Source organism: Blautia sp. BCRC 81119 (genome assembly GCF_003184505.1).
Taxonomy (GTDB): Bacteria; Bacillota; Clostridia; order Lachnospirales; family Lachnospiraceae; genus Blautia_A; species Blautia_A fusiformis.
This window is the reverse complement of record NZ_QJHD01000025.1, coordinates 56854-69827: the sequence shown is the minus strand read 5'-3', so window position 1 is coordinate 69827 and position 12974 is coordinate 56854. Positions and strand designations below refer to the sequence as shown.

At 45.1% G+C, this 12974-nt stretch carries 14 protein-coding genes; 13 read left to right on the top strand and 1 reads right to left on the bottom strand.

Translation table 11 applies throughout. The features are described 5' to 3' along the window. Positions 1-162: 162 nt before the first annotated feature. The 7 genes from DMI82_RS14750 (at position 163) to DMI82_RS14720 (ending at position 3909) form a co-directional block, all read left to right on the top strand. A complete protein-coding gene (locus DMI82_RS14750) occupies positions 163-378 on the top strand; it encodes a hypothetical protein (protein WP_059086284.1) in 216 nt (71 codons plus the stop codon). Between the two features lie 15 nt (positions 379-393). Continuing rightward, positions 394-783: a hypothetical protein gene (locus tag DMI82_RS14745; RefSeq protein WP_139148853.1), complete on the top strand. Its 390-nt coding sequence runs from the start codon at positions 394-396 to the stop codon at positions 781-783. Positions 784-837: 54 nt separating this feature from the next. Then, positions 838-1269, top strand: coding sequence for an IS200/IS605 family transposase (gene tnpA / locus DMI82_RS14740; RefSeq protein ID WP_110103717.1), 432 nt, complete (start codon positions 838-840; stop codon positions 1267-1269). 45 nt (positions 1270-1314) lie between these two features. Next, positions 1315-2643 (top strand): transposase, encoded by a 1329-nt coding sequence (locus DMI82_RS14735; protein WP_021651193.1) that lies wholly within the window; start codon positions 1315-1317, stop codon positions 2641-2643. A gap of 265 nt (positions 2644-2908) precedes the next feature. Beyond that, complete coding sequence (locus tag DMI82_RS14730) at positions 2909-3142, top strand: hypothetical protein (RefSeq protein ID WP_021651192.1); 234 nt, start codon at positions 2909-2911, stop codon at positions 3140-3142. Positions 3143-3208: 66 nt separating this feature from the next. Next, positions 3209-3622, top strand: a complete 414-nt coding sequence (locus tag DMI82_RS14725; protein WP_227945569.1) for an acyl-CoA thioesterase — start codon at positions 3209-3211, stop codon at positions 3620-3622. A 5-nt stretch (positions 3623-3627) separates the two neighbouring features. After that, positions 3628-3909: a hypothetical protein gene (locus DMI82_RS14720; RefSeq protein ID WP_021651190.1), complete on the top strand. Its 282-nt coding sequence runs from the start codon at positions 3628-3630 to the stop codon at positions 3907-3909. Between the two features lie 10 nt (positions 3910-3919). Here the strand turns inward: DMI82_RS14720 and DMI82_RS14715 are convergent, their stop codons facing one another. After that, a complete protein-coding gene (locus DMI82_RS14715) occupies positions 3920-5692 on the bottom strand; it encodes a DUF885 domain-containing protein (RefSeq protein WP_242981845.1) in 1773 nt (590 codons plus the stop codon). Between the two features lie 168 nt (positions 5693-5860). On the opposite strand from DMI82_RS14715, the gene trxB reads away from it, so the two are divergent. The 6 genes from trxB to DMI82_RS14685 all read left to right on the top strand — a co-directional run bounded on the left by trxB (position 5861) and on the right by DMI82_RS14685 (position 12852). After that, positions 5861-6799 (top strand): thioredoxin-disulfide reductase, encoded by a 939-nt coding sequence (gene trxB, locus DMI82_RS14710; protein ID WP_015525369.1) that lies wholly within the window; start codon positions 5861-5863, stop codon positions 6797-6799. Then, positions 6786-7823 (top strand): LacI family DNA-binding transcriptional regulator, encoded by a 1038-nt coding sequence (locus DMI82_RS14705; protein WP_021651186.1) that lies wholly within the window; start codon positions 6786-6788, stop codon positions 7821-7823. The genes trxB and DMI82_RS14705 overlap by 14 nt, the downstream gene beginning before the upstream one ends. A 434-nt stretch (positions 7824-8257) precedes the next feature. Next, a complete protein-coding gene (locus DMI82_RS14700; protein ID WP_110103712.1) occupies positions 8258-9289 on the top strand; it encodes a PTS mannose/fructose/sorbose transporter subunit IIAB in 1032 nt (343 codons plus the stop codon). A gap of 49 nt (positions 9290-9338) precedes the next feature. After that, on the top strand, positions 9339-10154 hold the full coding sequence (locus tag DMI82_RS14695) for a PTS mannose/fructose/sorbose/N-acetylgalactosamine transporter subunit IIC (RefSeq protein WP_059086278.1): 816 nt from the start codon (positions 9339-9341) through the stop codon (positions 10152-10154). Next, a complete protein-coding gene (locus DMI82_RS14690) occupies positions 10151-10981 on the top strand; it encodes a PTS system mannose/fructose/sorbose family transporter subunit IID (RefSeq protein ID WP_110103711.1) in 831 nt (276 codons plus the stop codon). Before DMI82_RS14695 ends, DMI82_RS14690 begins: the two co-directional genes overlap by 4 nt. Before the next feature lie 191 nt (positions 10982-11172). Beyond that, entirely contained in the window at positions 11173-12852 is a 1680-nt protein-coding gene (locus tag DMI82_RS14685) for a glycoside hydrolase family 13 protein (RefSeq protein WP_059086276.1), read from the top strand. The last annotated feature ends 122 nt before the right edge of the window (positions 12853-12974 follow it).

Here is a 12974-nt window from a genome sequence, read left to right as displayed (position 1 = left end):
GGAACAGTATAAATATAGCTTGTGGACACTGTGTAAGACATTGCAGTACCGTAAGGTGTTTGCCAATGCAGTAGTGGGAGAAGCAAGAATCCCCCTGCTTTAGCTGTGGGGAGTGTCAAGTTTTCTTTGTGTGGTATAATTTATATATCAGTAGGAGTGTTAATGAATAACAATACTATATTTGACGATGTTTTCCGGACAATGGTGGAGAGGATGACTTACCTGCTCGTTCCGCTTATCAATGAGGTGTTTCATACTTCGTATCCGGAGAATGTAAAGATTGTGCATCTTCGGAATGAGCATCAGCTGGAGGATGGGGAATTGATCACGGATGCCCGGCTGTTGATCGGGGATAAGGTGTATCATATTGAGTGTTAGAGTGCGGATGATACTATGATGGCGATCAGGATGTTTGAGTATGATTTTGCGATTGCTTTGGAGAGTAGGCGGAGATTAGGACGGAAGTTTTATGTGGAGTTTCCGAGATCATGTGTAATTTATTTAAGATCTACGAAGAATACGCCGGATGTTGAGGAAGTGGAGCTGCTGCTTCCGGATGGGCAGGTGTGTGCATATCGTGTTCCGACGGTGAAGGTGGAGCGTTATACAAAGGATAGCATTTTTGAGAAAAATTTACTGCTGTTGCTTCCGTTTTATGTAATGAGATACGAGGAGTCGGCGCATATAATAGGTGAGGATTCTGAGAAACTACGAAGATTATTGAAAACCTGTGCGTCGCATTCTCGTTACTTCAGTGATGAGTTAGGCGCACTATTTTTTTGAGAATAAGCAGAACAAATGTTTGTGAATTCTATTTGCATATGGTATAATAAAAACATGGATAAAAATATGTTTAATATCAATAACAATGAACTTTCATATGGTAGAGGATATGTGTATTCCCTGCAGTACCATCTGGTATGGTGTACAAAATATCGGAAAAAAGTTTTAAAAGATGGTATTGATGCAGAATGCAAAGAAATGCTCTGTGACCTTGCAGAAGAATATAAATTTCAGATCCTGGCAATGGAGGTTATGCCGGATCATATCCATCTTCTTGTAGACTGCAGACCACAGTTTTATATCTCGGATATGATCAAGATCATGAAGGGGAACATTGCCAGGCAGATGTTTCTTGCGCATCCGGAACTGAAGAAGGAACTTTGGGGAGGGCATCTGTGGAATCCATCTTATTGTGCAGTAACTGTGAGTGACAGGAGCAGGGAACAGGTATGTTCTTATATCGAAGGGCAAAAAGAAAAACAGTAATCTGAAAGAACTCGTTTTTTATATTTGTAAGAAAGAGGAAAAAAGATGAGGACAGTATCCAGTTATGGCGTAGAACTGCGAAAACAGAATATCCCGATCCGCCAGACACTGGATATTTATCGTTCTGCGGTCAGTTGTCTGATTGAGATCTATGCCCAGGCATGGGATGAACTGGCAGTGATCACGGAACCTAAAAAACGTTTCAATACTGCAGAACATCTGGTGCATACCACAAAAAAGAATCAGGCAAGGTTTGATTTTGACCTGCGATTTCCAAAGATGCCTTCTTATCTCAGAAGGGCAGCTATCCAGCATGCCCTGGGAAGCGTATCCTCATATAAGACGAGGCTGGAACTGTGGAAAAAAATGGATAAGAAAGGCGGCACGCCGAAGCTGGTGTGTGGTAATCATGCTATGCCGGTATTTTACCGTGATGTGATGTACCGTGAAGATACTGAGGAAAAAGATGGAGCGTACCTGAAACTTTATGACGGCCATGACTGGAAATGGTTCCGTGTCGGTTTCAGCCATACAGATATGGAATATCTGAGGAAATACTGGGCGGGAAAAAGAACAGCAGCTCCCGTGCTGGAAAAAAGGCATCGTAAATACTTCCTGCGTTTTTCTTATACAGAAGAGGTGCCGCTTACAAAGGCACCTGTAAAAGAACAGATTATCTGCAGTGTGGATTTAGGAATCAATACGGATGCAGTCTGCACTATTATGCGGTCAGATGGAACTGTCCTGGGAAGAAAATTTATTGATTTTCCCAGTGAAAAAGACCGGATGTACCGTGTGCTGGGACGGATACGCAGGTTCCAGCGGGAACATGGTTCTGTACAGGTGAAAAGCAGATGGGCTTATGCGAAGCGTCTTAACACAGAACTTGGAAGAAAGATCGCAGGAGCAGTTGCAGGATATGCGGAAGAAAACCATGCGGATGTGATCGTGTTTGAGTATCTGGAAACAAAAGGAAAGATATCCGGAAGAAAGAAACAGAAGCTGCATTTGTGGAGAAAAAGGGATATCCAGATAAGATGTGAACATCAGGCGCATCGCAGAGGGATGCGGATATCCAGGATCTGTGCATGGAATACCAGCAGGCTTGCCTGGGATGGGTCGGGAACAGTTGTCCGTGATCCAGGCAATCATAGTTTATGTACATTCCAGAATGGAAAAAGATATAACTGTGATCTTTCGGCGTCCTATAATATTGGAGCAAGATATTTTATCCGGGAACTCTTAAAACCCCTTCCGGCAACGGAAAGGTCTTTGCTGGAGGCAAAAGTCCCTTCAGTAAAGCGTAGGATCTCATGTGTATATGCGGACTTAAGAGAACTATTTTCAGAAATGGAACTCTTAAGAGTAGCATAAACACAGGCAGATATACAGCGGATTACCTGCAGTGTGGGAACCTGCCATATCTGGCATGGAAAAAGCGCATGACTGCGCATATCCTAAGTTACAGGCGTATCCGTCGATATTTAGCCTTGTCGCTTAAAGCGACTGAGGAGCATGTGACTTTAGTCGTGTGAGATCCACTAGATTAATTGTAAGGATATCAGATTACATTTTCCGAAAAGAAGAAAAAATCAAGTAGAAAGGAGTAGATGAAATTATAGGTGGAAAGGTTTTACAGTTGGAATCGGAACGCTTGTTTGAGCTGGGAGAAGCACGTGGGAAAATTATTGGAAAAGCAGAAGGAAAAGCAGAAGGAAAAGCAGAGGGAAAAGCAGAGGGCGAGGCTATTGGAGAAACGAGGATGAGGATGTTGATCAATCGTTTGATCGCGGATGGTCGAATGGATGAGATTGGGAAAATCATAGACAGTGCGGAGGCTTGCAGGGAGTTGTATAAAGAGTATGGTTTGTGAGAAATAAAGAGGATATTTTGTTACTGGTGACAAATGTCAGATTTTTACAGAAGAGAGGATATAAACATGGGTGTTTACAGGCGTAAGGCACAGTATCATGAGACGGATCAGATGGGGATCATCCATCATTCCAATTATGTGAAATGGATGGAAGAGGCCCGGATCGATTTCATGAAGGAGTTGGGCTTTGGTTATGGTGAGGTGGAGAAGAGGGGGATTGTTTCTCCGGTTGCAGGGGTTTCAGTTTCTTATAAGAAGCCGGTGCTTTTTGATGATGTAGTTGGGATTTCGGTTTCGGTGAAGAAGTACAGTGGTGTGGTTCTGGAGCTGGCTTATGAGTTTTTTAATGTGACCAGAAGTGAGGTTTGTACAGAGGCTTCCTCGAAGCATTGTTTTACCAGGAATGGGGAGCTGGTTTCTCTGAAAAAAGAGATTCCGGAACTGGATGTGCTGTTCAGAAGCTGTGTGAAGGGGGATTGAGTCTGATGGAAGTTGTGGAGATGCTTGATAATCTGAAGGAAAAGGCCCGCAGGGACCCGGCGCTTCGGGAGATGTTGCTTGCTACCCGCAGGGAGAAAGCGCCGCTGGCTGCTTTCTGTAAGAAGTGCCGGGAGCTTGGGGTTCCGGTTTATGAGATGGATCTGATCGCAGCTGGTGAGGAATTTTATGCAGCGATGAAGAGGAGTACCAATGGCGGCGGAGAGAATTCTCCGATGCTTGAGGGTGAGGATGATTTTTATGAACTGTTTTTTGCTGGGTTGGAGTGAAAAAATAGTTTCAAAATTCCGCATCAATATACTTCTCCAGCACCGGGAACTGTACACCACCAATCTTCAGTATCTGGCTGTGGAAAGCTTTCAGATCAAAGTCCTGGCCAAGGCGGTTCTGTTCGGAAGTGCGTAAGTCCAGAAGGCTTAAGTAGCCCCAGTAGTATTTCAGATAATTTCCCGGGGTTTCCAGGATATACTGGTAGATCTCGGAGACAACGGCGCTGTCTTCGATACCAAAGGCTTTTAGAAAGCTGGCGACTTCGGCCTGAGTCCAGCCGTTGTAATGGATCTCAATGTCCAGAAGGGAGTACATGCATAAATTGATGCTTCGGTTCAGCCAGGAGATCCTGGCAAGCTCTGTGGCAGAAGGATCCTGAATATAATCGGCGGCGTACTGGTAGGCATAGGGTTCGATGTAGGTGGCCCATCCTTCTGCAAAGCCGGAGGTGCAGAGAAGATTTCGGATGTTGGAGGATTTTTGGCGTTGGAAGGTGACAGTCTGGTAAAGATGCCCCGGGAATCCTTCATGTGCCAGTGTGGTAAAAAGCTCCAGGCCCTGGTAGCTGGCAGCCGGATTTATGTAGATCACATTGGGGGTTCCGGTATCCATAGGTGGGGTGAGATAAAAGGCGGGGCTTAGATATTCTTTCATGGAATCGTGGACTGTGCGGAGCTCAAAGGTGACATCTGTGAGAGGTGGGAAGTCTGTTTGGATCTTCTGCTGCAAGGCATTCAGCATCTGGGCAGGTTTCATTTCTCTGAAAGTGATTCCCCGGCTGAGAGTAGTCAGAAGCTCCGGGTTTTGTCGAAGTATGGTTCCTGCGATGCCGATCTCGTCGGAAAGCTGTCCGGAGAGTCGTTTTTCCATTTGCTTTACAGGAACGTAAGAGCCGGTCTGACTCTGAAGAAGATAGAGATAGTAGGCTTTTCCTCCCTTGAAATAAGTCAGGCCACGAGTGTTTTTTCCTGTGCCACGCAAAGCTTCCAGACCGGTCATAAGTTCCTGATAGGCTGGGATGACTTCTGTTTTCATAAGATTTTGGTGGGTCAGGACCAGAGCGTTCTGCTCTGAGGAAGGAAGTTTTCCATATTCGGATAGCTTTTTCTGGAAAATTTCCAGCATATAATTGTTGTCGGGATTCTGGATAAAAGCACTGCATTGTGCAAGGATCCGGTCCAGGGTAGTATCGCTCATAAAGAAGCCAGCTTCGGATTTCTTTTTCTCAAATTCCAGGATGCTCCGAAAGTATGGGCGGATGGTGGTGAGAAGAGTGAGATAGTCGGTGATATCACGATCTTCATAAAAGGCATATTCCGCCAGAAGAACCGGAAGCTGAGCCTGAATACCAAGACTTGGGCCAAGAGGCTCCTGAAGCAGATAATTGTCGCCCAGTGATTTTTCCGTGTGGTAATAGAGGAGCATGGAGTCCAGCGTCAGCTGATTTTCCGTGGAAAGGCGGCTGTAGCGGAAGGATTTCAGCTTTTTTTCGTACTGGCTGCAGATCTGGTATGTATTTTTCATATCTGTGGGGACAGTGCCAAGAGAAGCTTTTTTTCGCCGGATACCCTGTTTTTCCGGATGTGCCAGGGTATAATGGAGGGTAAGGGTGCTGCCGGAAACTTCATTTTGAAAAACTTTTCCGGAAAAGGCTTCGAATTTTCCGTTTTCTGTGATCCCGTGAGTGGAAAAATAACCGGCAGTAAGGCCGGTGAGAAGTGCCAGGATAAGAAGCAGAGTGATGATAATAGGAGATTTATTTTTCCTGATTTTAAGAGACATAAGACAGTCTTTCATTACTGTTTACAGACATATACCATGTGGAGAGTGCTGATGGTCTCGAAGCAAACAGTAACGTCCTTTCAGAGTGGCGCTTTGTTCTATCATATTGGAAAATTACGGAATCTATGATATTATGTGAGCGGAAATATACAAAAATGGAGAAATAACATGAGTGATATTTATGATCTTGCAATTTTAGGCGGAGGTCCGGCAGGGATCACGGCAGCGATCTATGCGTCCAGGGCCAGGTTAAATACCATATGGATCGATAAAAACTTTGCACCGGGCGGTCAGGTCACAGCTACCTATGCGGTGGATAATTATCCGGGAATGCCGGGGATATCGGGCATGGATCTCGGAGAAGCCTTTGGGGCACATGCCCGGAAGCTGGGCTTGGAACCGCAGCGAGAGAAGATTCTTTCCCTGGAAAATATTTCCGGAGAGATCAAGACGATCCGTACAAAAAAGCATGAATATCAGGCGAAATCTCTGATCCTTGCATTTGGGGCAGAGCACCGGAAACTTGATATCCCGGGAGAGGATGATCTGAGCGGCCTTGGTGTTTCCTACTGCGCTACCTGTGACGGAGCTTTTTATAAGGATCGGACCGCAGTGGTAGTGGGGGGAGGAAACGTGGCAGCAGAGGATGCAGTTTTTCTTTCCGGCCTCTGTGAAAGGGTATATCTTGTTCATCGCCGTGATGCGCTTCGAGCAGATCAGACACTTCAGGAGAAAATTTTTGCCTGTGAGAATATAGAAATGGTGTGGGACAGTGTTCCCCTTGAGATCCTGGGACAGGACGAAGTGACCGGTCTTAAGATCCGTAATATAAAAACAAATGAAGAGAGGGAGCTGACCGCAGATGGTGTTTTCATTGCTGTGGGGATTGTTCCTAATACGACACTTGTAAAGGATCAGCTCAAGCTGGATGAAAATGGATATATCTGTGCAGGAGAAGAGGGGGTTACCAGCGCACCTGGGGTTTTTGCAGCGGGGGATATTCGTACCAAGGCACTTCGCCAGATAGTAACTGCTGTTTCAGATGGAGCCAATGCAGTGGCTTCCGCACAGAAATATCTCTGGAGGAAAGATAATGGCAACGATTAAGGAAATCGCACAAAGAGCAGGCGTGAGTACAACAACTGTTTCCAATGTCATACATGGAAAAACAAAAAAAGTATCTCCTGCCAATATTCAGAAGATCGAGAATCTTATCCGGGAAATGGGATATGTCCAGAAAATGGGACTGAGAGTTCTGAATAAAGAAAAATCCCAGCTGATCGCAGTTGTGATCAATTATCATAAAGACTTCAGGGATTCTATCATCGGAGATCCTTTTTATGGAAAGATCATCGGTTTTATCGAGAAATACGTGCAGGAGCTGGGATATTATCTGATGCTGTATTTCGCAAAGGATACAGATAAGATATTCCAGATGGTCATGGGCTGGGATGTAGATGGCGTTATTGCCATCTCCTTCAGCAAAAGCAACTGTGAAAAGATCTATCAGCTGATCAACAAACCGATCGTTTCCATTGATGCATACGGTGAGCTTGATGCAGGCCAGGAAAAACATGTCCTGAATATCGGACTGGACGACGAAAGCGGCGGCTATCTTATGACAAAATATCTTCTGGAATGCGGCTATGAGCATATCCAGGTTTGTGCAGGCCGTGATAATGGTGTGGACCATCTTCGTTACATGGGCGCTCAGCGGGCGGCGAAGGATTTTGCAAAGAAAAAGCAGAAGGTGCAGTTTACTGCTCTTGGAATGAACTACGCCAAACGAAAAGAAAGCTATGCGTGGCTGCTCCAGCGGAAAAAACCAAAGGCCGCACTGTTTTTCCTGTCGGACCTCTATGCATTGGAGGCTATCAGCTTTTTCAGCAGTCGTGGAGTAAAGATTCCGGAGGAGATTGGAATTGCAGGATACGATAACATCAGCTATGCGGAATTTTCCGTGCCTCGTCTGACTACTATCAGCCAGAATGTGGAGCAGAAGGCGTCTCTTGCAGTGGAAATTCTGATGGAACGGATCAATGGAGTGGAAAAAGAGCGTGAAAATGAGATCATGCTTCCGGTCACGCTGATCCCCAGGAGATCTGTACAGCCGCAGCATGAGGAAAAGTAAGTCTGCAGAGAATGTACCTGATCTGATCAGGGGGGTAGATACGAGAAGTCACTGCAGAACTGTGAAAAACAGAAAATCGGGACTTTCAATATAGTAAGAGTACAGAGAAAGAGTACAGAGAATCTGAGATATAAAGATATCAAAAGCCGAAATATACGGGAACTGTCAGTGTCTGACAGTCAGAGTATTTTCGGCTTTTTGTAAATTTACCTGAAATCGTAAAAGAGTTATCATGTGTGGGTTCGTGCTGAAGATGTGGATAATAAGCATTTGCTGTTCTATGTGAAACCTGCACAAAACCATGATTTTGAACTTGTTACAATGATAGGTTATGTACATAACCTATTTACACAGCCTAATTTTGATGCTATAGTGTGAACATAAAGGTTAGGTACATAACCAAAGGGAAAGAGTACAGAAGGAGTGAATACCAGATGAAACAGATTCTGATCGCCACACATGGAAAAATGGCCTCCGGCATTCGTTATACAGCAGAGCTGATCGTTGGAAAAATGGATGAGATCACAACCATCGACGCTTATGTGACACCGGAAGACAATGTGGAGAAAAAGTTTGAAGAATATTTCGCACAGCATGAAAACGACAGGATTTTCGTTTTCACAGATCTGATGGGAGGAAGCGTAAATCAGAAGCTTCTGAGATACAGCCAGAAAGAAAATGTCACACTGATCACAGGAACCAACCTTCCGGTCCTGATGCAGGTCATGATGGCAGATGACGATGTGACAGAGGAGGAGATCCAGGAGTTCATCGATGATGCCAGAGAAGAGCTTCAGATGGTAGACCTTGGCGGTGGAAAGAAATCCACATCTGAAAAAAACGCTGAAGAAGATACTGCACAGGGTATCGAAAATACTGCGCAGATTTCAGAAGGTGCTGCATCGTATGCAAAAAAATCCGCACCGAAAAAAGCTCTGGCTCCCCAGTCCTATGACAATTCCACAGCAAAGATCACCGCACTTCGTGTAGATGACCGTCTGATCCACGGACAGGTTGCCATGACCTGGACCAAACAGCTGGCTGTACAGGGAATCGTGGTAGCTAATGACGAGGCAGCTAACGATAACACCCAGAAGATGGCATTGAAAATGGCCGTACCGGGCGGAATCAAATCGCTGATCAAACCGGTGGATGAAGCCATTCGTATCTTAAACAATCCGAAGGCATCCAGGATGCGTATTCTGGTTCTGACAAGAACGGTAAAGGATGCTCTGAAGATAAGACAAAATGTTGGTGAGATCGGATTCCTCAATGTAGGAAATACGGGACGTTTTGATGGAATCGATGTTTCCGAGAAGCTTGTCCTGGCCCCGACTATCATGTTGACAAAAGTAGAACAGCAGGCACTGAAAGAGCTGGTGGCTCTTGATCCGAAGGCCTGTATGCAGCAGGTACCCAATGATGAGCAGAAGCTTGTGAAGGATATACTGGACAAGCTTGACTGACATCCACTGAATAAATAAAACGTAGCACAAAAAAGGGAGGAAAGAAAAAATGTTAAACGCATTTCTTGTAGCACTTGCCGTATTTATCTGTGTCGGCGGTGCAGAGCTGGTCGGATTTACCATGCTGAACCGTCCGATCGTCATCGGGCCACTGGTAGGTCTGTTCCTTGGAGATCTTCACACAGGAGTTATCATCGGAGCTTCATTGGAAGCTGTATTCATGGGAGTTGTAAATATCGGCGGAGCTTCTGCAGCAGAACCCGGAATTGCCACAGCTGTAGGAACTGCCTTTGCCATCATGCTTGGCAAAGGCTCTGAGGTTGCCCTGACACTTGCACTTCCAATCGGTATCCTTGGTCTTCAGATCAAGACCGTTCTCTATATTTTTATTGTAGGTATGTTTGCAAAAACCTTCGACCGTCTGGCGGCAGAAGGAAAAGAAAAACAGATCGTTGCTCTTCACTATGGGCTCTGGGCTGTAAACTGGTTTTTATATTCCCTGTTCGCATTTTTCGGGATCCTGTTCGGATCTGATGCAGTCAGTGCACTTCTGGATGCCATCCCGGATGTTGTTATGAATGGTCTGACAGTTTGCGGCGGACTTCTTCCGGCAGTAGGTATGGCAATGTTGATGAAGATGCTCTGGGATAACAAGATCTGTATGTTTTATTTCCTGGGCTTTGTCCTTGCAGCATACTTAAAGCTTCCACTGATCGCTCTTGCCGTGATCGGTGTGATCATTGCCATTTCTATTGGTATGAATGATTACAAGCTGAACCAGCTTGCGGCGCAGAGAGTGACAGCTTCACCGGCCGGTGGTTCTGACGAATATCTTGATGAAGAAGAGGAGGAATTTTTCTCATGAGTAATTTAACGAAATCCATTCCAGCAGATGAAAGAAAAATGCTGAGAAAAGCGTTCTGGCGTTCCTTCACTCTGTATGCGGCAGTAAGCCCGGCAAAACAGGGAGCTTCCGGTTTCTGCTATTCCCTGATGCCATTTATCAACAAATTTTACAAAAACGATGAGAAAGGCAAAAAAGCTGCCCTCACAAGAAGTATGTCCTACTTCAATACAACCATCACCTGTTCCACTTTCATCATGGGTCTTGTAGCTTCCATGGAGAAGAAAAACAGCGAGCAGAAGGATTTTGACGCGAGCTCTATCAATGCAGTTAAATCCTCTCTGATGGGACCTCTGGCCGGTATCGGTGATTCCATTTTCTGGGGCGTTCTCCGTGTGATCGCAGCCGGGATCGCAGTAGGTCTTGGTGCATCCGGAAATGTTCTGGCACCGATCGTGTTCCTGCTTCTTTTCAACATTCCGTCTATTCTTGTGAAATATTATGGAACATTCCTGGGCTACAAGCTTGGTTCCGAATATATTCAGAAGGTTTATGCAAGCGGTCTTATGAACATCCTGACAAAAGCTGCCAGCATTGTAGGTCTGATCATGGTCGGCGGCATGACTGCCAGCATGGTAACCTTTAATTCCACTTATGAGCTCACCATGAAGGGTGAATCTGTTCTGAACCTCCAGAACATGCTGGACCAGATTTTTGTCGGTATTGTTCCTCTTGGACTGACTCTTCTGTGCTACTATCTGCTGAAAAAGAAAAATATCAGCATCACAGTTCTGATCATCGGTGTTATCATCCTGAGCATCCTTCTCTCTCTTCTTGGAATTGCATAAACCTTAAGGATAAAGATCAGAACTATGAAAAGGCGGACCTCAGGTGGTCCGCCTATAAAAAACCTGAAAAAAAGTTATATTGAAATAACTGACTGCAAAAGGGCAGTTGAAGAATACCTGACCGGATATAAATAAGCGGCAAATACGGATTATAAATATCTGCTCAATGCAAAATAAAGGAGACATAAGAAATGAAAGATTGGTGGAAGAATTCCGTTGTATATCAGATTTATCCAAGAAGCTTTAAGGACTCCAACGGGGACGGCTTCGGCGATCTCAAGGGTATTATTGAAAAGCTCCCTTACCTTCAGAATCTTGGAATCGATGTGATCTGGCTCAGCCCTGTTTTTGACTCCCCACAGGACGACAACGGTTACGATATCAGTGATTACCGGAAGATCTACGCGGGCTTCGGAAGTAACGAGGACATGGATGAGCTGATCGGAAAAGCTCATGAGCATGGTATCAAGATCATTCTGGATCTTGTTGTCAACCATACTTCCGATGAGCATGCATGGTTTGTGGAAAGCCGGAAATCAAAAGACAGCAAATACAGTGATTATTATATCTGGAAGGATCCGAAAGCAGACGGCAGTGAGCCAAACAACTGGGGCTCCAGCTTCTGTGGAAGTGCCTGGGAATATGATGAAGAGCGCGGCCAATATTACCTTCATTTTTACAGCAGAAAACAGCCGGATCTCAATTGGGAAAATGAAACCGTCCGTAAGGAAATCTATGATCTGATGAAATTCTGGATGGATAAAGGAGCTGACGGATGGCGTATGGACGTAATCGCATCCATCTCCAAAGACCAGTCTTTCCCGGATTACCCGAAAACGGATGGCCGCAAGTATTATACAGGAAAATATCACAGCAACGGACCAAGACTTCATGAGTTTATCCATGAGATGAACCGGGAGGTGCTTTCAAAATATGACTGTATGACGGTAGGTGAGGCGCCGGGCTCCACACCGGAGGTTGCAAGACTGTTTACAGATCCGGAGCGTGAGGAGCTGAATATGATCTTCACATTTGAGCATATGAACATCGACCGTATTCCGGGCTCTGTAAACCGCAAGTGGGAATTGAAGCCTTTTGATCTCCGTGATCTGAAACGTGTTATGAGTGAGTGGCAGAACAAGCTTTATAACAAGGGCTGGAATGCTCTGTATTTTGAAAATCATGACCAGCCACGTGTGATCTCCAGATGGGGAAATGACACTACTTACCGCGAGGAATGTGCAAAGGCTTATGCTACCGTTCTCCATGGTATGCAGGGAACTCCTTATGTATATCAGGGAGAGGAAATCGGTATGACAAACGTGCAGTTCCCGCTGGAGGAGTACGAGGATATCGAGGTTCGTAATGCATATCAGGATCTTGTCGTTAAGAACAAAACCATTTCTGAGGATGATTTCCGCAAGGCAGTATGGAACAAGAGTCGTGACAATGCCAGGGTTCCTATGCAGTGGGATGACAGCGAAAATGCAGGATTTACAACCGGTAAGCCATGGTTCCGCCTTTCTGATCGTTACCAGGAGATCAATGTAAAAAAAGCTCTGGAAAAAAATGATTCCGTGTTTTATTATTATAAGGATCTGATCTGTCTTCGTCATGAGGAAGAGCTTCTCACAGAAGGTGACTATCAGCTCCTTCTTCCGGAAGACGAGAAGATCTTTGCATATTTAAGAACTTCCGACAAAGAGCAGTGGATCGTGGTGGCAAACCTTTCTGAGGATACGGTAAGTACAGAAGGTCTTGCGAAATATGTGTCCGATAAAGAGGATATTAAGATTGCAAACTATAAGGACAGAACAGGAATCAAAGCGGACTTAAGACCGTACGAGGCGTTTATGATGAGGATCCGGTAATTCCTGAGCTGTTGTATATGTAGTAGTAAAGTGGAAGAAAAGTCTCCGCTTTACAGAGAGCAGGTATGAGTATTTGTGCGTATCTGTACTGCCAAAGGATATCCGGGTGCAGTGCAGATGCG